This is a genomic window from Serratia sp. root2 (genome assembly GCF_031931805.1).
Taxonomy (GTDB): domain Bacteria; phylum Pseudomonadota; class Gammaproteobacteria; order Enterobacterales; family Enterobacteriaceae; genus Serratia; species Serratia inhibens.
In genome coordinates, this window is record NZ_JAUJXB010000006.1 from 12,452 (window position 1) to 39,076 (window position 26,625).

Annotated in this window: 26 protein-coding genes; 8 read left to right on the plus strand and 18 right to left on the minus strand. The window is 58.4% G+C overall.

What is annotated here, in order from left to right:
* Positions 1 to 26: 26 nt before the first annotated feature.
* The 9 genes from tauD to QZQ97_RS20945 all read right to left on the minus strand — a co-directional run bounded on the left by tauD (position 27) and on the right by QZQ97_RS20945 (position 9,044).
* The gene (gene tauD / locus QZQ97_RS20905) at positions 27 to 875 is read right to left on the minus strand and encodes a taurine dioxygenase (protein ID WP_311995002.1); all 849 of its coding nucleotides are present in this window, start codon (positions 873 to 875) and stop codon (positions 27 to 29) included.
* The gene (gene tauC / locus QZQ97_RS20910; protein ID WP_311995003.1) at positions 872 to 1,708 is read right to left on the minus strand and encodes a taurine ABC transporter permease TauC; all 837 of its coding nucleotides are present in this window, start codon (positions 1,706 to 1,708) and stop codon (positions 872 to 874) included. The genes tauD and tauC overlap by 4 nt, the downstream gene beginning before the upstream one ends.
* The gene (gene tauB, locus QZQ97_RS20915) at positions 1,705 to 2,472 is read right to left on the minus strand and encodes a taurine ABC transporter ATP-binding subunit (protein ID WP_311995004.1); all 768 of its coding nucleotides are present in this window, start codon (positions 2,470 to 2,472) and stop codon (positions 1,705 to 1,707) included. Before tauB ends, tauC begins: the two co-directional genes overlap by 4 nt.
* A gap of 9 nt (positions 2,473 to 2,481) precedes the next feature.
* On the minus strand, positions 2,482 to 3,477 hold the full coding sequence (tauA, locus tag QZQ97_RS20920; protein ID WP_311995005.1) for a taurine ABC transporter substrate-binding protein: 996 nt from the start codon (positions 3,475 to 3,477) through the stop codon (positions 2,482 to 2,484).
* Positions 3,478 to 3,570: 93 nt separating this feature from the next.
* A complete protein-coding gene (locus tag QZQ97_RS20925) occupies positions 3,571 to 4,707 on the minus strand; it encodes a Gfo/Idh/MocA family protein (RefSeq protein ID WP_311995006.1) in 1,137 nt (378 codons plus the stop codon).
* Complete coding sequence (locus tag QZQ97_RS20930) at positions 4,704 to 5,768, minus strand: sugar phosphate isomerase/epimerase family protein (protein ID WP_311995007.1); 1,065 nt, start codon at positions 5,766 to 5,768, stop codon at positions 4,704 to 4,706. The genes QZQ97_RS20925 and QZQ97_RS20930 overlap by 4 nt, the downstream gene beginning before the upstream one ends.
* 1 nt (position 5,769) lies before the next feature.
* Positions 5,770 to 6,843: a Gfo/Idh/MocA family protein gene (locus QZQ97_RS20935; protein ID WP_311995008.1), complete on the minus strand. Its 1,074-nt coding sequence runs from the start codon at positions 6,841 to 6,843 to the stop codon at positions 5,770 to 5,772.
* Positions 6,836 to 8,095, minus strand: coding sequence for an MFS transporter (locus QZQ97_RS20940; RefSeq protein ID WP_311995009.1), 1,260 nt, complete (start codon positions 8,093 to 8,095; stop codon positions 6,836 to 6,838). Before QZQ97_RS20940 ends, QZQ97_RS20935 begins: the two co-directional genes overlap by 8 nt.
* A 31-nt stretch (positions 8,096 to 8,126) precedes the next feature.
* Positions 8,127 to 9,044, minus strand: coding sequence for a GNAT family N-acetyltransferase (locus tag QZQ97_RS20945; protein WP_311995010.1), 918 nt, complete (start codon positions 9,042 to 9,044; stop codon positions 8,127 to 8,129).
* Positions 9,045 to 9,286: 242 nt separating this feature from the next.
* Between QZQ97_RS20945 and QZQ97_RS20950 the strand changes: the two genes are divergently transcribed.
* Positions 9,287 to 10,267, plus strand: coding sequence for a LacI family DNA-binding transcriptional regulator (locus tag QZQ97_RS20950; RefSeq protein ID WP_311995011.1), 981 nt, complete (start codon positions 9,287 to 9,289; stop codon positions 10,265 to 10,267).
* Between the two features lie 70 nt (positions 10,268 to 10,337).
* On the opposite strand, the gene QZQ97_RS20955 is transcribed toward QZQ97_RS20950, so the two are convergent.
* Together QZQ97_RS20955 and QZQ97_RS20960 are read right to left on the minus strand one after the other, a co-directional pair.
* The gene (locus tag QZQ97_RS20955) at positions 10,338 to 11,120 is read right to left on the minus strand and encodes a PhzF family phenazine biosynthesis protein (RefSeq protein WP_311995012.1); all 783 of its coding nucleotides are present in this window, start codon (positions 11,118 to 11,120) and stop codon (positions 10,338 to 10,340) included.
* Between the two features lie 10 nt (positions 11,121 to 11,130).
* Positions 11,131 to 11,733, minus strand: coding sequence for a LysE family translocator (locus QZQ97_RS20960; RefSeq protein WP_311995013.1), 603 nt, complete (start codon positions 11,731 to 11,733; stop codon positions 11,131 to 11,133).
* Between the two features lie 118 nt (positions 11,734 to 11,851).
* On the opposite strand from QZQ97_RS20960, the gene QZQ97_RS20965 reads away from it, so the two are divergent.
* From QZQ97_RS20965 to QZQ97_RS20975, 3 genes are all read left to right on the plus strand, one after another.
* Positions 11,852 to 12,832 (plus strand): hydrolase, encoded by a 981-nt coding sequence (locus tag QZQ97_RS20965; protein WP_311995014.1) that lies wholly within the window; start codon positions 11,852 to 11,854, stop codon positions 12,830 to 12,832.
* Complete coding sequence (locus tag QZQ97_RS20970; RefSeq protein ID WP_006319020.1) at positions 12,829 to 13,062, plus strand: YheU family protein; 234 nt, start codon at positions 12,829 to 12,831, stop codon at positions 13,060 to 13,062. The genes QZQ97_RS20965 and QZQ97_RS20970 overlap by 4 nt, the downstream gene beginning before the upstream one ends.
* A gap of 150 nt (positions 13,063 to 13,212) precedes the next feature.
* On the plus strand, positions 13,213 to 14,082 hold the full coding sequence (locus QZQ97_RS20975) for a phosphoribulokinase (RefSeq protein WP_311995015.1): 870 nt from the start codon (positions 13,213 to 13,215) through the stop codon (positions 14,080 to 14,082).
* Positions 14,083 to 14,126: 44 nt separating this feature from the next.
* Here the strand turns inward: QZQ97_RS20975 and QZQ97_RS20980 are convergent, their stop codons facing one another.
* On the minus strand, positions 14,127 to 14,534 hold the full coding sequence (locus QZQ97_RS20980; protein WP_311995016.1) for an OsmC family protein: 408 nt from the start codon (positions 14,532 to 14,534) through the stop codon (positions 14,127 to 14,129).
* A 379-nt stretch (positions 14,535 to 14,913) separates the two neighbouring features.
* On the opposite strand from QZQ97_RS20980, the gene crp reads away from it, so the two are divergent.
* Both crp and QZQ97_RS20990 read left to right on the plus strand, forming a co-directional pair.
* The gene (crp, locus tag QZQ97_RS20985; protein WP_004090925.1) at positions 14,914 to 15,546 is read left to right on the plus strand and encodes a cAMP-activated global transcriptional regulator CRP; all 633 of its coding nucleotides are present in this window, start codon (positions 14,914 to 14,916) and stop codon (positions 15,544 to 15,546) included.
* A 54-nt stretch (positions 15,547 to 15,600) separates the two neighbouring features.
* Positions 15,601 to 17,676 (plus strand): YccS/YhfK family putative transporter, encoded by a 2,076-nt coding sequence (locus tag QZQ97_RS20990; RefSeq protein WP_311995017.1) that lies wholly within the window; start codon positions 15,601 to 15,603, stop codon positions 17,674 to 17,676.
* A 38-nt stretch (positions 17,677 to 17,714) separates the two neighbouring features.
* On the opposite strand, the gene argD is transcribed toward QZQ97_RS20990, so the two are convergent.
* From argD to ppiA, 6 genes are all read right to left on the minus strand, one after another.
* Positions 17,715 to 18,932 (minus strand): bifunctional acetylornithine/succinyldiaminopimelate transaminase, encoded by a 1,218-nt coding sequence (argD, locus tag QZQ97_RS20995; protein WP_311995018.1) that lies wholly within the window; start codon positions 18,930 to 18,932, stop codon positions 17,715 to 17,717.
* Between the two features lie 131 nt (positions 18,933 to 19,063).
* Positions 19,064 to 19,639 carry an aminodeoxychorismate synthase component II gene (locus tag QZQ97_RS21000; protein WP_311995019.1) on the minus strand — a complete coding sequence of 192 codons (576 nt, stop codon included), beginning with the start codon at positions 19,637 to 19,639 and terminating at the stop codon, positions 19,064 to 19,066.
* Between the two features lie 105 nt (positions 19,640 to 19,744).
* Positions 19,745 to 21,271, minus strand: a complete 1,527-nt coding sequence (locus QZQ97_RS21005; protein WP_311995020.1) for a helicase HerA-like domain-containing protein — start codon at positions 21,269 to 21,271, stop codon at positions 19,745 to 19,747.
* Between the two features lie 140 nt (positions 21,272 to 21,411).
* Positions 21,412 to 22,137, minus strand: coding sequence for a two-component system response regulator BtsR (gene btsR, locus QZQ97_RS21010; protein ID WP_311995021.1), 726 nt, complete (start codon positions 22,135 to 22,137; stop codon positions 21,412 to 21,414).
* Complete coding sequence (locus tag QZQ97_RS21015) at positions 22,137 to 23,822, minus strand: sensor histidine kinase (protein WP_311995022.1); 1,686 nt, start codon at positions 23,820 to 23,822, stop codon at positions 22,137 to 22,139. Before QZQ97_RS21015 ends, btsR begins: the two co-directional genes overlap by 1 nt.
* 159 nt (positions 23,823 to 23,981) lie before the next feature.
* Positions 23,982 to 24,551, minus strand: coding sequence for a peptidylprolyl isomerase A (ppiA, locus tag QZQ97_RS21020; RefSeq protein ID WP_006319053.1), 570 nt, complete (start codon positions 24,549 to 24,551; stop codon positions 23,982 to 23,984).
* A gap of 355 nt (positions 24,552 to 24,906) precedes the next feature.
* Here ppiA and QZQ97_RS21025 point away from each other — a divergent pair, with 355 nt between their 5' ends.
* Positions 24,907 to 25,245: a PTS lactose/cellobiose transporter subunit IIA gene (locus QZQ97_RS21025; protein ID WP_006328508.1), complete on the plus strand. Its 339-nt coding sequence runs from the start codon at positions 24,907 to 24,909 to the stop codon at positions 25,243 to 25,245.
* Entirely contained in the window at positions 25,242 to 26,549 is a 1,308-nt protein-coding gene (locus QZQ97_RS21030) for a 6-phospho-beta-glucosidase (RefSeq protein ID WP_311995023.1), read from the plus strand. Before QZQ97_RS21025 ends, QZQ97_RS21030 begins: the two co-directional genes overlap by 4 nt.
* The last annotated feature ends 76 nt before the right edge of the window (positions 26,550 to 26,625 follow it).

Genomic DNA, 26,625 nt, shown 5'->3' on the forward strand with positions numbered 1-26,625 from the left:
GAGCGCAGCGCGCTGCGCCCACGGCTTCACGCCTTGTAAAAAGGTTTATCCCCTAAAATGGTCGCACGGTGCATAATGCGCCGCTGCGGCAGATAATCCGCGTTGGCGTAATGCTGCGTCACGCGGTTATCCCAGATCGCGATGTCATTCTCCTGCCAGCGCCAGCGCACCTGGAACTCCGGCTTGGTGATATGAGCAAACAGGAAGTTCAGCAATGCCTCGCTCTCCTTCGGCGCCAGATCGACAATCCGCGTAGTGAACCCTTCATTGACGAATAACGCCTGCCGCCCGCTTACCGGATGGGTACGCACCACCGGGTGCAGCAACGGCGGGTTTTTCTGCTTCGCCACCTGCCAGCGCTGATGCTCCTCTTCGCTCGACAAATGCTTATGCTCAGGGAATGACTTGGTGAAATCATGTTCCGCCTTCAACCCGGCCAGCAGTTGCCTGAAGGGTTCAGACAACGCCTCATAGGCCGCGATGCCGCTGGCCCACAGAGTATCGCCGCCGAAAGACGGCAGCGTCTTCGCCGCCAGTATCGCCCCCTGCGGCGGGTTTTCGATAAAGGTGACGTCGGTATGCCAGTTATCGTTGTCCGGCGGATTATCGTCATGGGTATCCAGCACGATGATCTCTTCCACGTCGGTGGCGTGCGGGTAAACGGGATGGATGTGCAGATCGCCGAAGCGGCCGGCCAAATCACGCTGCTGCAACGGTGTGATCGGCTGATTGCGGAAGAACAGCACCTGATGTTTGAGCAACGCATGGTAAAGCTGCTCAAACTGACCGTCGCCCAGCGGCCTTGCCAGCGCGACGTTGTCCACCAGCGCGCCGATGTAGGGCCCCAGCGGGGTAATCTTCAGACGTTCGTTCATTGCTGTACTCCATGCCACGGGGTCAATCGGCGCTGCAAGGCGCGCAGCCCCAGCTCCAGCCCAAATGCAATAATCGCAATCACGCCGATCCCGGCCAACACCACGTCGGTGGCCAGAAACTCACCGGCGGATTGCACCATAAATCCCAGGCCACGCGTAGCGGCGATCAGTTCGGCTGCCACCAGCGTCGACCAACCGACGCCCAGCCCAATGCGGATGCCGGTCAAAATCTCCGGCAATGCGCTCGGCAACACCACAAAACGCAGCACCTGCCAGCGGTTGGCGCCCAAAGCGCGAGCGGCATGCACCCGCACCTGCGCCACACTGCGCACGCCGGCTACGGCAGATAACGCAACCGGGGCGAAGATCGCCAGGTAAATAAGCAGAATTTTCGAGGTTTCGCCGATGCCGAACCAAATCACCATCAACGGCAGATAGGCCAGCGGCGGCACCGGGCGGTAAATCTCAATCAGCGGGTCGAGAATGCCGCGCACCGTGTCGTTCAACCCCATGGCGATACCCACAGGAACGCCGATAATCACCGCCGCCAGCAGCGCCACCAAAATGCGTCCCAGGCTGGCCGCCAGATGCTGCCACAGCGTGGCGTCCATAAAGCCCTGCGGGCTGGCGATGACCAACAATTGGTGCAAGACCTGCTGCGGCGCCGGTAAAAATAACGGGCTGATCAGGTTCAGTGCGGTCACGCCCCACCAGACAGCCAAGACCACCAGCAAAGTAGCACCGCTCAACAAGACGTTGCGCGGTATGCGAAAACGACGCGACGCCGCAACCTGCGGTTGGGCAACCTCTTTGAGTGCGGAATGCAGGCTCATAGCAATGCCTCGCGCTGTTGGAAAACTTTGCCCAGCACGTATTCGCGCTGCGCGATAAATTCAGGATCGGACTTGATCGACCGGCAGGCCTCACCGTCGGCGTAGCGCTGGCCGAAGTTCAGCGACAGCCGTTCCACCACCTGCCCCGGCCCCGGCGAAAGCAGCAACAGCTCGCTGGCGAGGAACACCGCCTCTTCAATATCGTGGGTGATCAGCAATACCTGCTTGCCGGTATCACGCCAAATGGTCAGCAGCAGTTCCTGCATCTGCTCGCGGGTGAAAGCATCCAGCGCGCCGAACGGCTCGTCCAGTAGCAGCAAGCGCGGATCGGCGGCCAGCGCGCGGGCAATGCCGACCCGCTGGCGCATGCCGCCGGAAAGTTGCCAGATAAAGTGCTGCTCGTAACCCGCCAACCCCACGCGTTGCAACATCTGCTGTGCCACCTCGCGGCGCTCCTGCTTGCCGATACCGGCCAACTGCAGGCCAAACTCGACGTTATCCACCACATTGCGCCAGGGGAGTAAACCCTCATGCTGGAACACCACGCCCCGCTCGGCTCCTGGGCCGTTAACGGACGCTCCATCAAGCGTGATGCTGCCAGCTGAAGGCTCGATAAACCCGGCGATCAAATTCAGCAGCGTGGTTTTGCCGCAGCCCGACGGGCCGAGCACCACCACCAGTTGCCCGCCGGCAATCTGGAACGAGACGTCGCGCAGCGCGGGGCGCCCCTGATAGTCTGCTGAAAGATGGTTAACGTTTAGCATGCGGCTCCCCTACGACTGCGGCGCAGCCTGCACTTGTTTCACGAATCGGTCGGTCACATAGGCGCTGTAATCGCTGTCGACCTGCGGAATTTTGCCCTGCTGTTTGAGGAATTCGGCGGTATCGCGAATCGCCTTGTCCACCGGCTGACCAAGCTGGGTAATCTGCTCAGCCACCGGCAGATAGGTGTTGCCCTTCACCAGCACCGGCACCTGCTCCTCCGGCACGCCACTCAGGCGGGACAGCGTACCGAGATTGCTTTTGTCCTTCAGCCATTGCTCCGGTTGTGCCAGATAGGCTTTCTGGGCCTTCAACGCGCTGGCGGCAAAGGCCGTCACCACCTCCGGGTATTTTTCGGCAAAGTCCTTGCGCACCACCCAGACGTCGAGCGTCGGCGCCCCCCACTCCCCAACCTGTGCGGAATCGGTCAGTACCTTACCCTGTTTGGCCAGCTCGTTGACCACCGGCGCCCAAACGTAGGCTCCGTCGATATCACCGCGCTGCCAGGCGGCGGCGATGGCCGGCGGCTGCAGGTTGAGGATTTTGACCTGTTCAGGCTTGATGCCCCAATGCTTGAGAGAAGCCAGCAGGCTGTAGTGGGTGGTGGAGATAAACGGCACCGCAATGCGTTTACCGATCAGATCCTGCGGGCCTTTAATGTCCTTCTTCACCACCAGCGCTTCGGAACTGCCGAGCTGTGAGGCGATCAGGAATACTTCGATAGGGAGTTTCTGGCTGGCGGCCACCGCCAGTGGGCTGGAACCGATATTGCCGATTTGTACATCGCCGGAAGCCAGCGCGCGCAACACGCTGGAGCCGCTGTCGAATTTGCGCCAGTCAACGCTGGCGCCGGACTGTTTGGCAAAGCTGTTTTCTGCCTGCGCTACCTTGGCCGGTTCCGCCGAGGTTTGATACGCCACGGTGACGTCGACCGCCTGTGCACTGGCCGCACCGAGCGATAACACCAGCAGCGTTACGCCGCGTAATGAAAAGAGTTTGCTCGCCATGATCCGCTCCGTTGATAAAAATCTGTTCAGTTGCTGACAGTTTTATCCGAGCGGCGACGAGCGATAAAAGAATAAAAAAATATTCTTTATTACCTATTGAAATATTAACCCCGTCAATTCGACCCACTGTCCGCCGGCTGCACTGCTGCGCTGAGCGGCATCGATAAACGCCATCCCTTGCACGCCAGTTTCAATCCCTGGCAATAAGGGTGCAGCCTGTGGCCCTTCCCGCAGTCGAAGGGCAGCCTCGCGGTAAATCTGGCCAAACCCTTCCAGATAGCCTTCAGGGTGGCCCGCCGGCACCCGTGCCAACAAACGGTTTTCCACATACTGAAATGACGCCGCGCGGGTGATGCAATACGCCGGGGCATCTCGTGGGCGGATCCATAGCTGGTTAGGCTGTTCCTGACAAAACGACAGGCTGCCCTCGCTGCCGTATATCCGCAGCCGCAAGCCATTCTCATGCCCACAAGCGACCTGGCTGGCCCACAGTCGCCCTTTTGCGCCATTGGCGTAACGCATCTGAACTCGTACGTCGTCGTCCAGCCTGCGCCCCGGAATAAACGAGCTCAGTTCAGCGCTGATCGCCTGCGGCAGCAAACCGCTGACAAACTGCGCCAATTGCCAGGCATGAGTGCCCACGTCGCCAATGCAACCCGCGCCGGCCTTCTCCGGCTGCGCGCGCCAACCCGCCTGCTTGTTGTCGGTCAGTTCCAGCGGCTGCGCCAGCCATTCCTGCAGATACTCCACCTCGATAAACCGGACTTCTCCCAGTTCACCGGCCAGCACCCGGCTGCGCGCCTCGCGCACCAGCGGATAAGCACTGTAGTTATGAGTCAATATCAACTGCCTGCCGCTGCGCCGTACCGTTTCGGCCAGTTGCAACGCCTCGGCGTAGCTGTTGCACAGCGGTTTGTCGCAAATCACATCAATACCGGCATTGAGAAAAGCGGTCGCTACCGGCGCATGCAAATAATTAGGGGTAACAATCGCCACCGCGTCGATACCGTCGGCCCGCGCCGCCTCGGCCCGCGCCATCGCGTTAAAATCACGATAGCAGCGCGCCTCGTCCAGGTGCAGTAATGCGCCGGTGCGGCGGCAGTTTTCCCAGTCGGATGAAAATGCTCCGGCCACCAGCTCAAACTCATCGTCCATCCTCGCCGCCAACCGGTGTACGGCACCGATAAACGCGCCTTCGCCACCACCGACCATGCCCAGCCGTAACCTCATGATTTATCCCCTATACCCAGCATTTTCCTGACCTGTTGGCGATCGCCGCCGCCGGCGGCAAAATCATCAAAAGCCCGATCGGCGATCGGAATAATATGGCGGGCGATAAATGCGGCCCCCTCACGCGCCCCTGCCTCCGGCGATTTCAGACAACACTCCCATTCCAGCGTTGCCCAGCCGGCGTAGCCGTACTGCGTCAGCTTGCTGAAGATCGCCGGGAAATCGATCTGCCCATCACCGAGCGAGCGAAAACGCCCCGGCCGTTCCAGCCACGGCTGATAACCACCGTATACCCCGCTGCGAGCGCTGGGTCGATACTCGGCGTCTTTGACATGAAACGCCCGAATATGCGCGTGATAAACGTCGATAAAACCGAGGTAATCCATTTGCTGCAAATGCAGATGGCTGGGGTCATACAGAATGCGGCAGCGCGGATGATTGCCGACCTGTCGCAGAAAGCGTTCGAAGGTGACGCCGTCGTGCAAATCCTCCCCCGGATGCAGCTCATAGCAAACGTCCACGCCCGCATCATCGAAAGCATCCAGGATCGGCCGCCAGCGCTGCGCCAACTGGCTGAACGCCTCATCCAGCAGCAAAGCGTTGTGCGGCGGCCAAGGGTAAAAATAGGGCCAGGCCAGCGCACCGGAGAAGGTTGCATGCGCCGTCAACCCGAGTCTTTGCGACGCCTGCGCCGCCATCAGCAACTGTTCCGTCGCCCAGGCCTGCCGCGCCTGCGGTTTGCCGCGCACCTGGGAAGGGGCAAAACCGTCGAAGGCCAGATCGTAGGCGGGATGCACTGCCACCAATTGCCCCTGCAAATGGGTGGACAATTCGCTAATTGCCAGGCCGTGCCGTGCCAGGCGCCCGAGCACCTCGTCGCAATACTCCTGGCTGTGTGCCGCCAGCTCAAGATTAAAAATCTGCGGCTGACCGGTGGGGATTTGCAGGCTTTTAAACCCCAGCCCCGCCGCCCACCCGGCCAATCCATCCAGTGAATCAAAAGGTGCCTGCGCGCCGATAAACTGCGCCAGAAACAGCCCCGGCCCCTGAATCGTTTTCATGTTACCTCCGTAGCATTACCGTTCTTTGGCTGCGTACCGCTTCGTCCGCCGCCAGCACCACACGCAGGCTGTTTAACGCATCCTGCCAATGTCGGCCGAGATCCAGCCCGCCCTCTATTGCCTGAAGAAAATAGCGCTGCTCGCTCAGGCACAATGCCAGATGGTCCGGCTCGTCCTGACAATCAATCCAGCGATCCGGCCGCACAAACTGATTGTTTTCATCCAATGCCGCATGATGAATGCGCAGCGATTCCGTACGAGTATGGGCGTCGACGTTATCGGACTCCCCCGCCGCCGTGTGGCGTGCAACGATCGAAACCGCGCCTTTCGGCCCAATCACGTCTTTCACAAAGAAGGCCGTTTCGCTGATCATTGGCCCCCAGCCGGCCTCATACCAACCCACAGAACCGTCGGCGAAGCGCACCTGCAACTGGCCGTAGTTGTACATCCCCGCTGGCAACTCTTCGCTAAGCCGCGCACCAATGGCACTGACGCTGAGCGGTTCCGCCTGCGTCATCTGGCACATCACGTCGAGGTAATGCACCCCGCAATCGACAATCGGTGACAGCGACTGCATCAGGTTGCGATGCACGTCCCACATCTGGCCGTGGCTCTGCTGATTGAGGTTCATGCGCATCACCAGCGGTTTACCCAGCCCGCGCGCCAGTTCGACGAATTGCTGCCATGACGGGTGATGGCGCAGGATATAGCCCACCACCAACTGCCGTCCGGCCGCACGTGCCGCCGCGATCACCCGCTCGGCACCGGCCACGGTAGTGGCGAGCGGTTTTTCAATGAACAGGTGGCAGCCTGCAGCCAGAGCGGCCAGCGCATAAGCCTCATGGGTATCGGGCCAGGTCGTCAGACAGACAGCATCCGGCCGCGATGCCGCCAGCGCCTCGGTGAAATCACCGTACTCCGGGTAACCGCCGCCCAACTGAGCGTTGAGCCGACGACGCGAATCACCGCGCGCCACCAATCCGCAAATGTCGACCCCCTCCAGGGAGTGATAGGCTGCGGCGTGCGACGCTCCCATATTGCCGCAGCCCACCACCAGCACGCGTAAATCAGCCATCACGTTTCTCCCCTGCCGGGGTTTCCCGGTAGTTGAAAGTGAAGAAGAACAACGCCGCGATCACCAGAGCGCCGATGGCCGGATACCACCAGAAGTTTTGCCACTGCGGCAGCGCCGCCGCCCCTTCCGCAGTCACCATGCGATTGAACAGCGCACCGCTGATCTGCGAACCGATCAGCATGCCAAGGCCGTAAGTAAACAGCACCAACAGGCTCTGCGCCTGACCTTTCACCTTGTCGCCGGCCACCTTGTCGGTGTAGATAAACCCGATCACAAAGAAGAAGTCGTAACACATGCCATGCAGGATGATGCCGAGGTAGATCATCCAGCGCAGTTCTTCGGTGATACCCAGCGCGAACATCACGTAGCGCAGGAACCACGACAACATGCCAATCAGCAGCATCACCTTGATGCCCAATCGGGCAAACAGGAACGGGATCAACAGCATAAAGAACAGTTCGGACATTTGACCGAGCGACATCACGCCACCGACATTGGTGAATCCGGTTGCCGCCACGAAGGGTGCGGCATAAGCGTAGTAAGCCGCCAGCGGGATCGAGATCAGCGTGGCGCAAATGATAAACACCAGGAAATGGCGCTGTTTGAGCATGGCGAAAGCATCGGCGCACAGCAGGTCGCGCATTTTCACCGGTTTGCCGCGTTCCGGCGCCGGGGTGTGCGGCAGGGTAAAGCTGTAAATGCCCAATGCCAGCGAGGCCACCGCCGCCAGCGTGAAGATGCCGGTGCTGTCCGACAGGCCGCTGGCGCCGACAATCAGCCCGGCGACAATCCAGCCCAGGGTGCCGAACGCTCGTACCACCGGGAAGGCTTTATCGCTGTTGCTCAGGCTGTAAAACGCTACGTTGTTGCTCAGGGCGATGGTCGGCATATAGCACAGCATATAGCCGAAGATAATCCACAGCAGGCCACTCTGACCGGAGGAAAAGAAGCCGGGCATCAGCCACAGCAACCCCGCGCCGATCAGATGCAAGATGCCCAGTACCTTCTGCGAAGCGAAAAAGCGATCCACCACCATGCCAAGCACGAAGGGTGACAGGATCGAAGCAATCGGCCCCGTGGAATAGGCATCGCCTATGATTGCCGCCAGCCCGTATTTGCCCATCACCACGCCAAGCGTGACGTACCAGGCGCCCCAGACAAAAAACTGCAGAAACATCATCAGCGCCAACCGCGGCACTGCCCATTTGAATGCGACACTTCCGGCCCCCAGGACCACGCTGTCAGTTTGCATAACTCCCCCATCGGTATTGTTGTGATGTTGTCTAACCGCTTTCCGGCAGGAAGGACGGCATAACCACACCGCCGGGTTGTTGCGCTCGGCCTTTCACCTGCGCCAAATGTAATTCGCGAATCCGCCCGCCCCACTGCAACAGCACCTGGCTGAGGGCGGAACGTCGCGCCGGTACCAACACCACCGGCACGCTGCCGCGATGATGACGATCCAGCATCCAGCCCAGCAGTTCGAGGGCAATCTCTTCGCTGTGGCAACAGCCCGGCCCGAGCAAACGGGAGGCTGGATGCGCCACCGAAGCCAGATAGCCGCCAATGCCGCCGTCAAGCTCCCACACCGCCACTCGCCATAGCCCGCTCGCGTCATTAAGGAAATAGTCGATATCATTTCGGCGTTCGATACCCAGCAGCTCACGTTCCAGCAGCAGGATGCCGGGCAAATCTTCCGGCCGTGCGGCGCGCACCCGACCGCGCGTCAGCCGGGGAAATGAAAAACCCTGCGCCGGTACCGCTATCGCCATGTCCTGATAAACGGCATAGGGCGCAAAACCCGCGCGGTGATACAACGCATAGGAATCCATATTCAGCGCACTGGACAGCAGCCGCACCGGCAGATCGCCCGCCAATTCGTCGGCCTTGGCCAGCAACTGCGCGGCGATACCGCAACCAAAATAATCCGGATGCACATTCATGATGCCCAGCCCGAGATGAGTGTCGCGCGGGTGAAAGAAACAGGAACCGCAAAGCACGTCTCGCTCATCGCGGGCAATCCAGTGATGCCCGCGGTCCAGTCGATGGTAAACATCAACAAACAATTCGCAGCTTTCCGGCCCGGCGGGGAAAATAGCTTCCCGGCCATGGCGCTGGTACCAGGCATTGGTCGAAAGATGAATCAGCCGGGCAATCTCATTGCGATCGCCACTTTCCGCCAACTTCAGTTGCACTCGCATTCGCCACCTCTTTGCGGTTCTGAACTGAGTGAAATGATGCGAAATCGCAAAATGTAATCGATTTCATTTTCACCATGAGCAAAATGTAATCGATTTCTTTTTTTCATCAACCTGATTAATGTAGGGAGATGCATTCATTATTTGAATTTGTAAGCAACGTCACAAACCGGAGGTCGGGGTCGTACTTTATCCCGAGCTTCGGCATATTGTGCGAGGCAAATGGGCAGAAGGAAGAGCAAACCATGTCGATCGAAAAAGTGGCGAAAATGGCCGGGGTTTCCGCAGCCACGGTATCGCGGGTATTGAACGGCCAGCAGATCGTCAAACCGGTCACCCGGGAAAAGGTGCTGGCGGCAATTCGCGAATGTGATTATCAGCCCAATCTGCTGGCACGCCAGTTGCGCACCTCCCGCAGCCGTATGCTGCTGGTGCTGGTATCCAGCATCACCAATCCCTTCTGTTCGCTGGTGGTACGCGGCATCGAGGAAGAGGCCGAGCGTCACGGTTACCACATTCTGTTGTGTAACTCCGAATCCAATCCAACACGGGAATCCGCTTACCTCAGCCTGCTAAGCGGCAAGGTGGTCGACGGCGTGATCACCATGGATGCCGTCAGTTGCCTGCCTGGCCTGACCGCCATGATCGGTGACTTCCCCTGGGTGCAATGCGGCGAAGGCGATCCTGACTTCCGCGCGTCCTCCGTGACCATCGATAACCATCAAGCCGCCGTCGCCGGCGTACGTCATCTGGCAGGTCGGGGCCACCGACGTATCGCACTGATTAACAGTGATATGCGCTACCTCTATTCGCAACAGCGGGAACAGGGCTACCGTCAGGCGCTGGCCGATTTGGGGCTGGAATATTGTCAGGTGGAGTACGTAGAGGGGCTGGAGTATGCCGCCGGCGCACAAGCGATGGCGCGCCTGTTGAGCGCCGAACAACGACCCGACGCGGTTTTCGCCATCTCGGACGTGATTGCCGGCGGTGCGATAAGCACCTTGCACCAGCAAGGATTGCGCATTCCCGAAGACGTCGCGGTGATGGGTTTCGACGGCGTGCCGTTCGGCGCGATCACTACCCCGCCGTTGACCACCATCGAACAACCTATGCATCAGTTTGGCATTCGCAGCGTGCAGCTATTGCTGGAGAAAATTAAAAACCCCCAGTTACCGCCGAGCAATGAAGTGCTGACATGGCGCCTGGTAGAACGAGGTTCAGGCTGAACATCCGACGCCGAGGCAACCTCGGCGGCAAGCGTTCCCCGCTCCGCGGCCCCAGCGGTGCCGTGAATGATTAAGGCGTGATATCTCCACGTAAAAACGTCCGCGCATAGCCGCCAATCAGCGTGCGATCGCCTTTCCATTCGCAAAACAGCTCACCGCCACGAGCGGAAATCTGCCGGGCATGCAGCTTATGGCGCCCCAGGCGTGCAGCCCAATAAGGTGCCAGCGTGCAGTGCGCGGAGCCGGTCACCGGGTCTTCGCCGCCGTCGAGGGTAAAATAACGCGAGACAAAATCTACCTTTTCACCCGGGGCGCTGACGATGACCGCGCGGCCGGCCAGCGCGATTAACGCCGGGATGTCCGGCTGCAACGCCCGCACCTGGGCTTCGCTGTCCAGTAGCACCAACAACGCGGTGGCCTGCCACACGTCCTGCGGTTTCACGCCGAGCAGCGCCGCCAACCCGGCCGGCTCTGCCACCTTTTGCGGCAATCGCGAAGGGAAATCCAGGATCAACCGCTCGCCGTCGCCGGCATCACGCTTAACGTACAGCTCACCGCCGACCGAGCGGAAGCGGATATCCTGCAACGCCGGATTCACCGCGCTGAACATCACATGCGCCGCCGCCAGCGTGCCGTGGCCACAGAGATCCACCTCACGCTGCGGGGTGAACCAGCGAATCGCGGACATATCGCCATCGTCCCAAACAAAACTGGTTTCCGGCAGGCACAGCTCATTGGCAATGGCCTGCATCTCGGCAGTCGATAACGGTTGTTTCAGCAGGCATACACCCGCCGGATTGCCACGTAAGCCTTCGCCGGTAAACGCCACTACGTGGAAGTAATTTTCCGTCATCCGCAATTCCTTAATGCCAGATAAGTAACACACAGGCCGCGGTTAGCAGCCCCATGGAAAGGTTAAAAATGATCCAGGCCTTTTTGCTGCGCAGCAAGCGGCCAATCACCGTGCCGAACCCCAGCCAAATCACCCCGGCGACGACATTCACCACGAGAATACCCAGCGCAATCGCCAGAATAGAAGCGTTATATTTCTCGCCCGCCAGACTGAAGCTCGCCACCGCGCCCAACGCCATCAGCCAGGCCTTGGGGTTGAGGAACTGCAACAACCAGCCCTGATACAACCGTATAGGCTGCGGCGGTGCCACGTCGGTTTCCAGTTTCTCATAGGCAGCGGTAGCGACTTTCCACGCCAGCCATAACAGGTACAGGCTGCCGAGGACTTTCAGGATCAGGTGCAGCGCAGGATAAACCAAAATCAGGCTACCGACGCCAAATGCCACCAACAGCAAAATGCTTTGCATGCCGAGCATAATACCCATCATCAACAGCAGTGAGCGCATAAAGCCAAAGTTGGCGCCGGAGGTGGTCAGTAACATATTGTTGGGGCCAGGCGTGATCGCGGCAACCCACAGGAAGCCTAACATCGAAAGAAATAAACTCGGTTCCATGAAGCGGGTGCTCCTCACCCGGGGCGTTTTTTGCAGTATTATTGTTAACTCATGGTATTGAAGCTAACAGTGCGCTATTGATCAGACAATAGCCGCCAATAAGATTTTAACTCAGGTTATGCATGAATCCTTTCGCCCTTTGACCGGGGCCAGTAACCCACATTTGCAAACGCTGCTGCCACGGCTGGTGCGCCGCCGCGTGCGGTTGAAACCGCACTGGCAGCGGCTGGAATTGCCCGACGGCGATTTTGTCGATCTCGCCTGGAGCGAAGATCCGGCGCAGGCGGCCGGCAAGCCGCGCGTGGTGCTGTTCCATGGGTTGGAAGGCAACTTCTACAGCCCCTATGCCCATGGCCTGCTCAACGCCTGGCGTGAAAAAGGTTGGCTCGGGGTAGTTATGCATTTTCGCGGTTGCAGCGGCGTACCGAACCGCAAACAGCGCATCTATCACTCCGGGGAAACGGAGGATGCACGCTTTTTTCTGCGGTGGCTGCACGCCACCCACGGCGAAGTGCCGACGGCGGCGGTTGGCGTCTCGCTCGGCGGCAACATGCTGGCCTGCTACCTGGCGCAGCAGGGGGCAGACAGTCTGTTGCAGGCGGCGGTGATCGTGTCTGCACCCTTGATGCTGGAGCCCTGCTCATTGCGGATGGATCAAGGGTTTTCGCGCGTTTATCAACACTATCTGCTCGGGCAGTTGAAACAAAACGCCACCCGCAAGCTGCTGCACTATCCCGACACCCTGCCGCTCAAACTGTCGCAACTCCAGGCGCTGCGCCGTATCCGCGATTTTGACGATGTCATAACCTCGCGCGTCCACGGCTTTAGCGACGCCACCGATTACTACCGCCGTTGCAGCGCGCTGCCGCTGTTACCGGCAATTCAAACGCCGCTGCTGATCATCCATGCCAAAGACGATCCCTTCATGACCGACGCGGTGATCCCCGACATCGCCAGACTGCCGCGCAACATTGAATACCAGTTGACCGAGTTTGGCGGCCACGTCGGCTTTGTCGGCGGCAGTTTGAACAAACCCCACATGTGGCTGGAATACCGCATTCCATCCTGGCTTTCCCCTTATCTGGAACCCGCAACGTGATTATCCCCTGGAAAGAACTGGAAACCGAGACCCTGAACAGCCTGATCGAATCCTTTGTGCTGCGCGAGGGCACCGACTATGGCGAACACGAACGTTCGCTGGAGCAGAAAGTGGAAGACGTTCGCCGCCAGTTGCAAAACGGCGAGGTACTGCTGGTGTGGTCAGAACTGCATGAAACCATCAACATCATGCCGCGCGGGCAGTTTCGCGCCGGGCAGGAAGAAATTTAGTGCCTGCCGGTTCTATGACTGACGGAAAAAATCAGGTAACAATGAACCATTGCAAACCCGCGCGCGGAATTTTGCCCTTGGCGAAAGGGCGTCAAACAGACCAATAACCTACTCTGACGCCGGCGCATTTAACACGGAGTGACAACCACCATGTCCGCCAAACATCCCGTTATCGCAGTGACCGGCTCCAGCGGCGCCGGTACCACCACCACCAGCGTGGCGTTCCGTAAGATATTCCAGCAGTTGAACATCCAGGCGGCTGAGCTGGAAGGCGACAGCTTCCACCGCTATACCCGGCCGGAAATGGACGCGGCGATCCGCAAAGCGCGCGATCTGGGTCGTCATATCAGTTATTTCGGACCTGAGGCCAACGACTTCGGCCTTCTGCAACAAAGCTTTATCGAGTACGGCAAGAACGGCACCGGCCGGTCGCGCAAGTATCTTCATACCTACGACGAAGCGGTGCCCTATAACCAGGTACCCGGTACCTTTACGCCGTGGGAAGCGCTGCCGGCACCGACCGACGTGCTGTTCTATGAAGGGTTGCATGGCGGCGTGGTTACCGAACATACCGACGTGGCCAAACATGTCGATCTGCTGGTCGGCGTGGTACCGATCGTTAACCTGGAGTGGATCCAAAAACTGATCCGCGATACCGGCGAGCGCGGCCATTCCCGTGAAGCGGTGATGGATTCTGTGGTGCGTTCGATGGAGGACTATATCAACTACATCACGCCGCAGTTCTCGCGCACCCACATCAACTTCCAGCGCGTGCCGACGGTCGATACCTCCAACCCGTTCGCCGCCAAAGCCATTCCTTCACTGGATGAAAGCTTCGTGGTGATTCATTTCCGCGGGCTGGATCAGATCGATTTCCCTTATCTGCTGGCGATGCTGCAAGGCTCTTTTATCTCGCACATCAATACGCTGGTCGTGCCGGGCGGCAAGATGGGGCTGGCGATGGAGCTGATCATGGCGCCGCTGGTACAGCAACTGCTGGAAGGCAAAAAAATCGGGTAATGGCCAGAGCGCGGCGGCAGGCCGCGCCCCTGTATTCTTGCGCTTTACGCCACGTCGCGGATTTCAAAGCTGTGGGTCACGCTGGCGGCCTTGCTCAGCATCAGCGATACCGAGCAGTATTTTTCGGCTGAGAGGTTCACCGCACGTTCAACGACATTGTCGGTCAGATCTTTACCGGTCACGATAAAATGCAGGTTGATATGGGTAAATACGCGCGGCGCTTCTTCACGCCGTTCGGAGGTCAGTTTCACCTCGCAGTCACGCACGTCATTCCGCCCTTTTTTCAGGATCGACACCACGTCGATAGCGCTGCATCCACCCACCGACATCAGCACCATTTCCATTGGGCTGGGCGCTTTATCGCCGGCGTTGCCATCCATCAATACCTGATGGCCGGACGCGGACTCACCCAGAAACGTCAACCCTTCTACCCACTTAACTCTTGCCTGCATGCTGGTCACTCCGGTTAATTTCTTAAAATCAGGGTACGCTTTCGCATAGAAACTGGCAACGGAACCTGATGCTAATCATGCGCGAGCAAGACAACACGAGACACCCGCCTCACTCTGTGCTACAAACAGAGCCGCAATAAATCTTTCCGGGACACTGATTTCAGGGAAACTCCCAGAGAAAGGCTCCTTTACCGGTATGTTAATAGAATGTAGCTTGCAGCTCTCCCGGCAAGTTAATATGCTAGAGCGACAGCGTATATTTATGACACGCCTCAAAACCTGCTGCCAGCCACCCTTAAAACAACGGCGACAGCACGTTTTACAGGGAACTCTGACCCCTGTGACACAAGGCAGCGATAACAACAGAGGATAACAGCGAATGGTTCTCGGCAAACCGCAAACAGACCCTACACTCGAATGGTTCCTGTCTCATTGCCATATCCACAAATATCCATCCAAAAGTACGCTGATTCACCAAGGTGAAAAAGCCGAAACGCTTTACTACATCGTCAAAGGCTCCGTCGCGGTGCTGATTAAAGATGAGGAAGGTAAAGAGATGATCCTGTCCTACCTTAACCAGGGGGATTTCATCGGCGAGCTTGGATTATTTGAAGAAGGCCAGGAGCGTAGCGCCTGGGTCAGGGCGAAGACCGCCTGTGAAGTGGCTGAGATTTCTTACAAGAAATTCCGCCAGCTGATTCAGGTCAACCCGGACATCCTGATGCGCCTGTCAGCGCAGATGGCAAGCCGCCTGCAAGTGACCTCAGAGAAAGTGGGTAACCTCGCCTTCCTGGACGTTACCGGCCGCATCGCGCAAACGTTGCTGAACCTGGCGAAGCAGCCCGATGCCATGACCCACCCAGACGGCATGCAGATCAAAATCACCCGCCAGGAAATTGGCCAGATCGTCGGTTGCTCACGTGAAACCGTCGGCCGCATTCTGAAAATGCTGGAAGATCAAAACCTGATTTCCGCCCACGGCAAAACCATTGTCGTTTACGGCACGCGTTAATCACTGAAAAAACGGCGCGATGATTCGCGCCGTTTTTTTATGCCCCGACCAATCATGTGGCGTCGACTGATTTACCACCCGGAAGTCAACTACGCACTGCGGCAAACGCTGGTGCTGTGTCTGCCGGTGCTCTTTGGCCTGCTGATCGGCCACCTGCAACTCGGCCTGCTGTTTTCCCTGGTTCCCGCCTGCTGTAACATCGCCGGGCTGGACACGCCCCACAAACGTTTTTTCAAACGCCTGATCGTCGGCGGCTCACTGTTTGCACTCAGCAGCCTGTTGCTGCAGCAGGCGTTGCTGTGGCAACTGCCGCTCCCGGCGTTGATGCTCGGCCTGGCGCTGCTGCTCGGCGTCAGCGGCGAAATCAGCCCATTGCATGCCCGCCTGCTCCCCGCCGCGTTGATCGCCGCCATATTTTCTCTCAGCATGGCCGGCACGGTGCCGCTGTGGTACGCCCCCTTGCTGTATGGGGTGGGTACTGCCTGGTACGGTCTGTTCACCTGGTTCTGGTTCAAACTGTGGAAAGAACAGCCGATGCGCGAATCGCTGAGCCAGCTTTATCTGGAACTGGCGGACTACTTCGAAGCCAAGTATTCCCTGTTAACCCAACATACCGATCCGCAAACTGCGTTACCCCCACTGCTGGTGCGCCAGCAAAAAGTGATGGACCTGATCAGCCTGCTGTATCAGCAGCTTAACTTTTTGCCGCACGCCAATAATCTCGAGCAAAAACGCCTGCAGCGGACCTTTCAGGTCGCGCTGGATTTGCAAGAGCACATTACCGTCAGCCTGCACCTGCCGGAAGAAGTGCAAAAGCTGGTGGAGCAGAGTCAGGCCGAGGCGATTATCCGCCGCAATGCGCAGGTGATTGCCGGCCGGCTGCGCACGGTGGCGCACGATATTCTCTATCATCAATACTCTCAGCGCTTCAGTATGGTCAACGAGCTGGCGGCACTGGAGAAAGTGGCCGCACAGCACCCCGACAATCCGGTGGGTCAGTTCTGTTACTACCACTTCAACCGCATCGCTCGCCTGCTGCGCACCCAGCATCCGTTATACCGTCGCGACCTGATGGCCAATCAAAACCGCTTGCCGTTCTGGCCGGCGTTGTTCAGCTACCTGTCGTTTAAATCCAACGCCCTGCGCAATGCGGCCCGGCTGGGGGTAATGCTGGCGGCGGGCAGCAGCCTGGGAATGGTTTTCAACCTGCCAAAACCTTACTGGATCCTGCTGACCATCATGCTGGTGAGCCAGAACGGCTATAACGCGACCCGGGTTCGCATCCAGCACCGTGCGCTCGGCACATTGGCTGGGCTGGTGATAGCCGCCGGATTGCTGCAGTTGCAAATGCCCGAGGGCGCTACCCTGAGCGTAATGTTGGTCATTACGCTGGCGGCCTATCTGGTTTCGCGTAAAAACTACGGGCTGGCGGTGATAGGCTTTACGGTGACGGCGGTCTATACCCTGCAACTGCTGGCGTTGAACGGCACGCATTTCCTGATCCCTCGCCTGATCGATACCCTGATCGGCTGCGTGTTGGTGTTCGGCGGTACCATCTGGCTGTGGCCACAGTGGCAAAGCGGCCTGCTGCGCAAGAACGCTCATCAGGCGCTGGAGAAAGATCAACAGGCGCTTCGCCTGTTGCTGGAAGAGCAGGAACCCGATCCCAGCGCGCTGGCTTACGCGCGCATGCAGGTGAACCAGGCGCACAACGCGCTGTTCACCTCGCTCAACCAGGCGATGCAGGAGCCGGGGTTTGAATCCAGCTATCTGGCGGATATGCGCCTGTGGGTAACGCACAGTCAGTTTATTGTCGAACACCTGAACGCGATGACCATTCTGGCGCGCGAGCACTATATGCTGACGCCAAAGCTGGCGCAGGAGTATCTGCAAACCTGCGAGATCGCACTGCAAAGCTGCCAACAGCGGCTGGAATACGATGGGCCGAGCGGCGGCAACAGCATCATGCAGCCACCGGATTTACACCCGGAAATGCCGGTCACCGAGATGGAGCGCCACCTGCGCCGCATCCTGTCCCACCTGAGCGTCATGCATACCATTTCATCGCTGGCCTGGCGCCAGCGCCCGCATCACGGCATCTGGCTGAAACGCAAACTGCGCGATCAATAAGGGCGCCCTGCGGCGCCCCATGTCATCCCGAGATGGGGTTAAGCGTTAATCACGTCCTGCACCGCCAGTTCAAACAGCGCCATGCCATCGTCGATGTCTTTCAGTTCCACGACCAGTGAAGGGGCAAAGCGAATCACATTAGGGCCGGCGTTGAGGATCATCAGCCCACGCGCGGCGGCGGCGGTGAGGAAATCGCGTGCCTTGCCGTGATACGGTGGAGTCAGTTCGGCGCCAATCAGCAGCCCCATGCCGCGAATGTCGCTGAAAATACCGTATTTCTCGCCAATTTTCTGCAATGCCTGTACGTACAGAAGATGGCGTTGTTCGATGCCGCTCAGCACTTCCGGGGTATTGATCACGTCCAGCGCCGCTTCCGCCACCGCACAGGCCAGCGGATTACCGCCGTAAGTGGTGCCATGGGTACCCACCTGCATCACCGAGGCAATCTCTTCGGTGGTCAACATGGCGCTGACCGGGAAACCGCCGCCAAGCGCTTTGGCGGTGGTGAGAATATCCGGCGTCACGCCATAATGCATATAGGCGAACAGTTTGCCGCTGCGCCCCATGCCGCTTTGCACTTCGTCGAACACCAGCAGCGCCTGGTGTTTATCGCACAGTTCGCGCACACCTTTGAGGAATTCGGCGTCCACCGGGGTTATCCCGCCTTCGCCCTGGATCGGCTCCATCACCACTGCACAGGTATGGTCGTCCATCACCGCTTTTACCGCCGCCAGATCGTTGAACGGCACGTGCACGATATCCGCCGGTTTTGGGCCAAAACCATCAGAATACTTGGCCTGCCCACCCACCGAAACGGTGAACAGCGTACGTCCGTGAAAGGCGTTATAAAACGCGATGATTTTGGTTTTATACGGACTGTGGCGGCTAATGGCGTAGTGACGCGCCAGCTTGAAGGCCGCTTCATTGGCTTCCGCGCCTGAGTTGGCGAAAAACACCCGATCGGCAAAAGTGGCGTCAATCAGTTTACCGGCCAGCCGCAGTGCCGGCTCATTGGTGAAGACATTGCTGGTATGCCACAGGGTTTCGCCCTGCTGCTTCAGCGCCTCAACCAAGGCGGGGTGGCAATGCCCTAGCGCCGTGACCGCAATGCCGCCGGAGAAATCGATGTACTCGTTCCCCTGCTGGTCCCACACGCGGCTGCCTTTGCCCTTCACCGGGACAAACTGGGCAGGTGCATAAACAGGCAAGATAACCTGATCAAAAGTGCTGCGGCTTACTGGGTATTTTTCGGTCATTATGGGGTCCACCCTAAAATTGATTCGGTATCTTCACTGCCATTAAGTGAAAATATAATCACAAAATATGCATAAAAAACCAATAAAGGGCAAACGCAAATCGTCTTCGTCGGTAAAAAAAAGATAACCGATTAACTTTTAAGGAAATTATCCAGCAGTTGGTGACCCTGCTCGCTCAGGATGCTCTCAGGATGGAACTGTACCCCTTCCAGCGCCAGCTGACGGTGGCGGATGCCCATGATTTCATCGCGAACGCCGTCGCGCTCGCTCCAGGCAGTGACGTCGAAGCAGGCAGGCAGCGTGGCGGCTTCCAGCACCAGCGAGTGATAGCGGGTAACGGTCAACGGGTTGTTCAGCCCGCGAAATACGCCGCTGTCGAGGTGGCGGATCGCTGAGGTTTTACCGTGCATCACCTCGCGAGCGCGCACCACATTTGCTCCAAACGCCTGACCCAACGCCTGATGCCCCAGGCAAACGCCGAGGATCGGCAGCTTGCCGGCAAAATGACGGATCGCGGCCAACGAGATGCCGGCTTCGTTCGGGGTGCAGGGGCCAGGGGAGATCACCAGACGCTGCGGCGCCAGCCGTTCGATATCGGCCAGTTGCAGCTCGTCGTTACGCTTCACCAGCACCTCGGCGCCTAATTCGCAGAAGTACTGGTAAAGGTTATAGGTAAAAGAGTCGTAGTTATCGATCAACAGCAGCATAGTGTTTCCAACGGACATCATCGTAGGGGGCAAATATCTCGCCCCGATTTACACGGGCGCAGTATACAACGCCCCTACGATACTGCCGCTACCGATAATTTCCGCTTACTTTTTACGGCCGCCCATGATCGAGCCAAGCACACCGCGCAGGATCTGGCGGCCGAGATCGCGCGCCATGCTCTTGGCGGCGGTCTGGACAATGCCGTCGCGCTTGCCACCACGCGGGCCTGTGGACCCGAACAGAATTTCGTTCAGGCCCCCCATCAAGCCCCCGCCCGCCTGCTGCTGCGCCTGCGGTTGTTGCGCCGGTTGGCCCGGTTGCGGGCTGCCGACGGTGGCGAACCCTTCCGACGACAGTTTCTCATAAGCCGATTCGCGATCGACCATATCCTCGTAGCGGCCATACAGCGGTGACTTGTTAATTGCACTGTTTAGCCCTTCAGCCCCCAGCATGCCCATTTTGGACTCCGGCGCGATCACCATCGCACGCTCCACCACGTTAGGCCGCCCTTTCTCGTCGAGGAATGACACCAGCGCCTCGCCCACGCCCAGTTCGGTGATCGCCGTTTCCGCGTCGAAATCCGGGTTGGCGCGTAGGGTTTGCGCTGCGGCTTTCACCGCCTTCTGATCACGAGGAGTAAAGGCGCGCAGGGCATGTTGCACGCGGTTGCCCAACTGCCCAAGCACGCTGTCCGGGATATCCAACGGGTTTTGGGTGACAAAATAGATGCCGACGCCTTTGGAGCGGATCAGGCGCACCACCTGCTCGATTTTGGTCAGCAGCGCTGCCGGCGCGTCGTTGAACAGCAGGTGCGCTTCGTCGAAGAAGAACACCAGTTTCGGCTGTTCCGGGTCACCCACTTCCGGCAGGTGTTCGAACAATTCGGCCAGCAGCCACAGCAGGAACACCGAATACAGCTTCGGCTGATTGATCAGCTTGTCCGCCGCCAGCAGGTTAATGATGCCGTGGCCGTTGGCGTCGGTTTTCATCAGGTCATTGATGTCCAGCATCGGCTCGCCGAAGAACTGATTAGCCCCCTGCTCTTCCAGCGTCAGCAGGCCGCGCTGGATAGCGCCGACCGAGGCGGAAGAAATATTGCCGTACTGGGTCTGGAACTGTTTGGCGTTGTCGCCCACGTATTGCACCATGGCGCGCAGGTCTTTCATGTCCAGCAACAGCAGCCCATTGTCGTCGGCGATTTTGAATACCAGCTGCAGCACGCCGCTTTGCACGTCGTTCAGATCCAGCAAGCGTCCTAACAGCAGCGGCCCCAAATCGGAAACGGTAGCGCGGATCGGGTGGCCCTTCTCGCCGTAGATGTCCCAGGGAATGAGGGTGCAGGCCTGCGGCTGCCAGTCGCTAACCCCAATCGCCGACAGGCGCGCTTGCAGCTTCTCGGAGGGCACGCCTTCCGCGCCAATCCCCGACAGATCGCCTTTCACGTCAGACAAGAACACCGGTACGCCGATGCGCGAAAACTGCTCGGCCATTCTTTGCAGCGTCACGGTTTTACCGGTCCCGGTCGCGCCGGTAATCAGGCCATGGCGGTTCGCCAAAGCGGGCAGGATCGCCAGATCCTGTACCGGTTTCCCGTCTTTCATCGCTTTGGCGATAATCCGTGCTTCACTCATTTTCTTTTCCTTTGACGCTGGCCCGGCGCGAAAAGCGCCTGTTGATGTCAATAAAGCTATAAGCGCGGCGTAACCCCGTCAAGGACAAACAAAAAGGGCGTCATCAAGACGCCCGCAAAGCCAATAATTTCAGAATCGCCCTAACCCCGCAGTCCCAGCTCTTCCTTCAGAGCTTTCAGGTAGCGGCGGCTGACCGGCACCGGTTCTCCGGCCGGCATGATCATCTCCGCCGCACCGCTGTCCTCGAAGCGAATTTCGCGTACCTGCTCCATGTTGACCAGATACTGGCGGTGGCAGCGTACCAGCGGCGTACGGAGTTCCAGCGTCCGCAGCGTCAGTTCGGTGAAACACTCCATGCCGTCATTGCGCACCACGAACACCCCGCTCAACCGCGAACGGACAGCCACCACCTCGTCAAAACGCAGCAGGTAGATGCGACTGTGGCCAGTGCAGGGAATGTATTTCAGATAGCCGGCACTCTCATCCAGTGCGGCGACATTCTGCTGCCCGCGGTGCTGCTGCAGGCGCTGCAGCGTTTTGCTCAACCGCTTCGGCTCCGCCGGTTTCAGCAGATAGTCAAACGCGTGTTCTTCAAAAGCCTGCACCGCATACTCGTCATAGGCGGTCAGGAATACGATATGCGGCATGCGGTTGGGATCGAGCATGCCCACCATCTCCAGCCCGGTAATGCGCGGCATCTGAATATCCAGGAACACCACGTCCGGCTGCAGGCGGTGGATCCCGCTGATGGCTTCTATCGCGTTGGCGCATTCGCCGACAATGCAGATACCCTCTTCCGCCTCCAGTAGATGCCGCAGGTTATCGCGTGCGGAAGGTTCGTCATCGACAATCAGTACGTTTAACATCAGGCAGCCCTCGCCAGCGGCACGTTGAGCGTAATGCGGGTAAATGTTTGCGGCTCGCAGGCCACCTGAACGCCGTAACCGTCGCCGTAGCGTACGCGAATGCGCTTATCCACCAGGTTCATCCCCAGCCCGCTGTTGTTCGGCTGCGGCTGGAACAAACCGGCGTTATCGGTCACTTGCAGCAGCAGGCATTCCCCCTCGCGCCGCGCGCCGATATCGATCCGCCCCACGCCCAACAGTTGCGATGTGCCGTGCTTGATGGCGTTCTCGACGATCGGTTGCAGCGAAAAGGCCGGCAACCGCACCGCCAACAGTTCTGCCGGCAGCGAAACTGCGATCTCCAGCCGATCGGCAAAACGCGCCTGCTCAATTTGCAGGTAGGCGTTCACGTGTTCAAGCTCGTCCGCCAGGCTGACCTCGTCATCCGAACGTTTCAGGTTTTTGCGGAAAAAGGTGGAAAGATACTGCACCAATTCACAGGCCCGGTCGCTATCACGCCGGATCACCGCCACCAGCGTATTCAGGGCGTTAAACAGGAAATGCGGGTTAACCTGCGCATGCAGCAGTTTGATTTCGGACTGCGCCAGCAGCTGTTTATGGCGCTCATACTGCCCGGCCATAATCTGCGCAGACAACAGGCTGGCGATACCCTCGCCCAGCGTGCGATTGATGGTGCTGAACAACCGGCTTTTGGGTTCGTACAGCTTGATGGTACCGATCACCCGCTGATTCTCGCCGCGCAGCGGGATCACCAGAGTCGAACCCAGCTTGCAGTTGGGGTTGATCGAACAGCAGTAGGAAAGCTCGTTACCGTCGGCGTACACCACTTCGTTGTTGTCGATAGCGCGGTGGGAATGCCCCGATGAGATCGGCGTGCCCGGCAGATGGTGGTCATCGCCAATGCCGATAAACGCCAGCAGCTTCTCGCGATCGGTTATCGCCACCGCGCCAATGCCCAGCTCTTGGTAGATCACTCGCGCCACCTTCATACTGTTTTCCTGATCGAATCCCTGCCGCAAAATACCTTCGGTTCGTTCGGCAATCTTCAGCGCCTTGGCGGAAAACGCGCTGGTGTATTTCTCGAACATCGCCCGCCGGTCCAGCAGAATTTGCATGAACATCGCCGCCCCCAGGGTATTGGCGATCAACATCGGCAAGGCAATGTGCTCCACCAGCCGCAGCGCCTCGTCGAAAGGCCGCGCAATCGCCAGAATAATCGCCATCTGCAACACCTCGGTGACCAACGCCACACCAGCGACAAACAACGGATTAAACAGCAGGTCGATACGCCTGTGGCGCATGGCGATGCTGTGTACCAGCCCGCCGACCAGCCCTTCCGCTACCGTGGATACCGCGCAGGCGACATCGGTCATGCCGCCCAGGGTATAACGGTGCAGGCCACCGGTCAGCCCCACCAGAAAACCGACCGAAGGCCCACCCAGCAGCCCCCCCAGCACAGCGCCGATGGCACGGGTATTGGCTATCGAACCTTCGACGTGCAGACCGAAATAGGTGCCCATGATGCAGAACACCGAGAAGATGAGGTAGCACAACAATTTATGCGGCAGCCGGATGGTCACCTGCGTCAGAGGAATAAATAGCGGGGTTTTGCTCAGTAAATAAGCAATGACAAGATAAACGCACATCTGCTGCAACAACAGCAGAACCTGGGTAAATTCAAACATGGCAGCCGCTCATTCCGAGAGAAAACAAAGGCAAAATGCCAGGTTTCCGGTCTGATTATAAGCGGGCTATTAAAACATGCGGCGGGGAAGAAAACAGTGATGCAGGCAAAGCTTCGGAAGGAAGGAATAGCCGACCCCAGCGGGATCGGCGCAAAAAATTTATGGCAGCACTTTGGCTGACAAAATGACGATAGGCTTGCTCGGCACATTCTGGTACGGGCCCACATTGCCGGTCGGGGCCTGGGAAATTTTGTCCACCACGTCCATGCCCTTAACCACTTTGCCGAATACCGCGTAACCGAAGTCGCGCTGGCCGTGATCCAGGAAGGCGTTATCCGCCACGTTCAGGAAGAACTGGCTGGTGGCGCTGTCTTTATCGGCAGTACGCGCCATCGAGATGGTGCCGCGCAGATTGCGCAGGCCGTTATCGGCTTCGTTCTTGATTGGCGCGTTAGTGGTTTTTTGCTGCATATCCGCAGTAAAACCGCCGCCCTGAACCATAAAGCCTGGGATCACGCGGTGGAAAACGGTGTTGTTGTAATAGCCGCTGTTCACGTAGTCGACGAAGTTCTTGGTGGAAACCGGAGCCTTCTGACTGTCGAGCGCCAATTCGATATTCCCTGCCGAGGTGGTCAGCATGACATGAGTTTCACCGGCGGCGAGAGCTGCGGGTGTCATTGCTGTCAGGGAACACAGCGCAACGAAGGTCACTAAAGTACGTTTGAACATTAACGGGTCCTTTCTCTGAGAGACAAACAACGGAAAAGCGCTTTGATTCTAAAGAGCTGTACCTGCGAGTGCCAGCCATTTACCTATATTTACGCAATTGGGGAGGCATATCTTGGCCAGCCGCAGTTTTTACTGCCAAAAGTATGATCGCCGATACCCTTTTTGCCAACTGCATCACGCATTTTTTGCCCTTTTCACACCTTCGTCGCTTTTTGCGACACAACTCCCGGTTTAGTTCTCGATTCCCGTTACTCTAGACAAATGAGAGCGCTCTCATTTTAGAGAGACCGACATTAACACATGTCCGCCGGCACCGCTGCCGCGCGATAACAGGAGAAATAACGTGAGTGAATTGATGACTGAAATCAGCCCCGATTTTGAAAGCACCATCATGGAACTGCTGGTGTTCTCCGGTGGCGCACGCAGCAGTGCGCTGATGGCGCTGCAGCAAGCGCGCGCCGGGGACTTTACCGCGTCAGCCAAACACATGGCCGAATCGAAACAGTCGGTGAAAAAGGCGCACCTTATCCAGACCCAGTTGATCGGCCTGGATGAAGGCTGCGGCAAACTGGCCATCAACCTGATTACCGTTCATGCTCAGGACCACCTGATGAACGCCATGGTGATCCAGGATCTGGCAGACGACATGATTGAACTTTACCGCCGTCAGGCACTGTTGGAGACTCGCGCATGAATTCGTTGAAAATCGCCGTTATCGGCGGCGGCAGCAGCTATACGCCAGAGTTGGTCGATGGGTTGATCCAACGCATCGAAGAACTGCCGGTGACCGAATTGGCGCTGGTAGACGTTGAACCGGGCCGCGAAAAGGTAGAGATCATCGCCGCGCTGACCCGGCGCATGCTGGCGCGCAATGGGCTGGAACAGGTGAAGGTCAGCGTGCATTTCGAGCTGGATGACGCCATTCGCGGCGCCCATTTCGTCCTGACCCAGTTCCGCGTCGGCCAATTGCCGGCACGCGCCGCCGACGAACGTCTCGGCCTGAAATACGATTTGATCGGCCAGGAAACGACCGGCGTGGGCGGCTTCGCCAAAGCGCTGCGCACCATCCCGGTCATGCTGGATATTGCGCGCAGAGTGGAAAAGCTGGCGCCGGACGCCTGGATCATTAACTTCACCAACCCGGCCGGCATCGTCACCGAAGCGGTCTCTCGCTACACCAAAGCGAAAATCATCGGCCTGTGCAACGTGCCGATCAGCATGCACCACATGATCGCCACCATGTTAAAAAGCCCCTATCAAGACGTGCAGTTGCAGTTCGCCGGGCTGAACCACATGGTATGGGTGCATCAGGTGCTGCAAAACGGCCATGACGTGACCGACAAGGTGATCGACATGCTGTGCGACGGTGCAGCGCTGACCATGAACAACATCAAGGAAGAGCCGTGGCAGCCGGACTTCCTGCGCGCCGTAGGGGCCATCCCCTGCCCGTATCATCGTTATTTCTACCAGACCAAAGAGATGCTGGCCGAAGAAGTGGCCGCGGCGGCCGAGCGCGGTACCCGTGCCGAGCAGGTGATGAAGGTAGAGAAAGAGCTGTTTGAGCTGTATGCCGATCCTCAGCTCGACAGCAAGCCTGAACAGCTGAGTTTTCGCGGTGGATCATACTATTCAGAAGTGGCGCTGGAGCTAATTCGTGCGATCCATAATAATCTCGGTACGCAATTAGTCGTCAATACCGCAAACCGGGGCGCCATTCGCGGCTTACCGGACGATGCCGTGATAGAAACCAACTGTATCGTCGATGCGCAAGGTGCCCACCCGCTGACCTTCGGTACGCTGCCGGACGCCATGCATGCACTGACCCAGCAGGTGAAGGCCTATGAGCGCCTGACCATCGAAGCCGCGGTACATGGCGATCGCCGCAGCGGGCTGCTGGCGCTGGTCACCAATCCGCTGGTGGCCAATGCCAACGTGGCGCAACCGCTGCTGGAAGACGTGTTGGCGGTGAATGCGCCTTATCTGCCGCAGTTTAAATAACCGTCTGACGGGACGCGGTTACTGATACATTGCTATACCTATATGCAGGGGTTCGGTGCGCCGAACCCGGTTTAAG

Bases quoted from the DNA above. Each gene is read 5' to 3' on its own strand.
- QZQ97_RS20990 (WP_311995017.1), top strand. From the start codon at position 15,601: ATGTGGCGTCGACTGATTTACCACCCGGAAGTCAACTACGCACTGCGG.
- tauD (WP_311995002.1), bottom strand. From the start codon at position 875: ATGAACGAACGTCTGAAGATTACCCCGCTGGGGCCCTACATCGGCGCG.
- QZQ97_RS20925 (WP_311995006.1), bottom strand. From the start codon at position 4,707: ATGAGGTTACGGCTGGGCATGGTCGGTGGTGGCGAAGGCGCGTTTATC.
- QZQ97_RS20940 (WP_311995009.1), bottom strand. From the start codon at position 8,095: ATGCAAACTGACAGCGTGGTCCTGGGGGCCGGAAGTGTCGCATTCAAA.
- QZQ97_RS20950 (WP_311995011.1), top strand. From the start codon at position 9,287: ATGTCGATCGAAAAAGTGGCGAAAATGGCCGGGGTTTCCGCAGCCACG.
- QZQ97_RS20955 (WP_311995012.1), bottom strand. From the start codon at position 11,120: ATGACGGAAAATTACTTCCACGTAGTGGCGTTTACCGGCGAAGGCTTA.
- QZQ97_RS20965 (WP_311995014.1), top strand. From the start codon at position 11,852: ATGCATGAATCCTTTCGCCCTTTGACCGGGGCCAGTAACCCACATTTG.
- QZQ97_RS20935 (WP_311995008.1), bottom strand. From the start codon at position 6,843: ATGGCTGATTTACGCGTGCTGGTGGTGGGCTGCGGCAATATGGGAGCG.
- QZQ97_RS21000 (WP_311995019.1), bottom strand. From the start codon at position 19,639: ATGCTGCTGTTGATCGATAACTACGACTCTTTTACCTATAACCTTTAC.
- btsR (WP_311995021.1), bottom strand. From the start codon at position 22,137: ATGTTAAACGTACTGATTGTCGATGACGAACCTTCCGCACGCGATAAC.
- QZQ97_RS21005 (WP_311995020.1), bottom strand. From the start codon at position 21,271: ATGAGTGAAGCACGGATTATCGCCAAAGCGATGAAAGACGGGAAACCG.
- QZQ97_RS21025 (WP_006328508.1), top strand. From the start codon at position 24,907: ATGACTGAAATCAGCCCCGATTTTGAAAGCACCATCATGGAACTGCTG.
- tauC (WP_311995003.1), bottom strand. From the start codon at position 1,708: ATGAGCCTGCATTCCGCACTCAAAGAGGTTGCCCAACCGCAGGTTGCG.
- crp (WP_004090925.1), top strand. From the start codon at position 14,914: ATGGTTCTCGGCAAACCGCAAACAGACCCTACACTCGAATGGTTCCTG.
- QZQ97_RS20930 (WP_311995007.1), bottom strand. From the start codon at position 5,768: ATGAAAACGATTCAGGGGCCGGGGCTGTTTCTGGCGCAGTTTATCGGC.
- ppiA (WP_006319053.1), bottom strand. From the start codon at position 24,551: ATGTTCAAACGTACTTTAGTGACCTTCGTTGCGCTGTGTTCCCTGACA.
- QZQ97_RS20945 (WP_311995010.1), bottom strand. From the start codon at position 9,044: ATGCGAGTGCAACTGAAGTTGGCGGAAAGTGGCGATCGCAATGAGATT.
- tauB (WP_311995004.1), bottom strand. From the start codon at position 2,472: ATGCTAAACGTTAACCATCTTTCAGCAGACTATCAGGGGCGCCCCGCG.
- QZQ97_RS20980 (WP_311995016.1), bottom strand. From the start codon at position 14,534: ATGCAGGCAAGAGTTAAGTGGGTAGAAGGGTTGACGTTTCTGGGTGAG.
- QZQ97_RS21015 (WP_311995022.1), bottom strand. From the start codon at position 23,822: ATGTTTGAATTTACCCAGGTTCTGCTGTTGTTGCAGCAGATGTGCGTT.
- QZQ97_RS21030 (WP_311995023.1), top strand. From the start codon at position 25,242: ATGAATTCGTTGAAAATCGCCGTTATCGGCGGCGGCAGCAGCTATACG.
- QZQ97_RS20975 (WP_311995015.1), top strand. From the start codon at position 13,213: ATGTCCGCCAAACATCCCGTTATCGCAGTGACCGGCTCCAGCGGCGCC.
- argD (WP_311995018.1), bottom strand. From the start codon at position 18,932: ATGACCGAAAAATACCCAGTAAGCCGCAGCACTTTTGATCAGGTTATC.
- QZQ97_RS20960 (WP_311995013.1), bottom strand. From the start codon at position 11,733: ATGGAACCGAGTTTATTTCTTTCGATGTTAGGCTTCCTGTGGGTTGCC.
- tauA (WP_311995005.1), bottom strand. From the start codon at position 3,477: ATGGCGAGCAAACTCTTTTCATTACGCGGCGTAACGCTGCTGGTGTTA.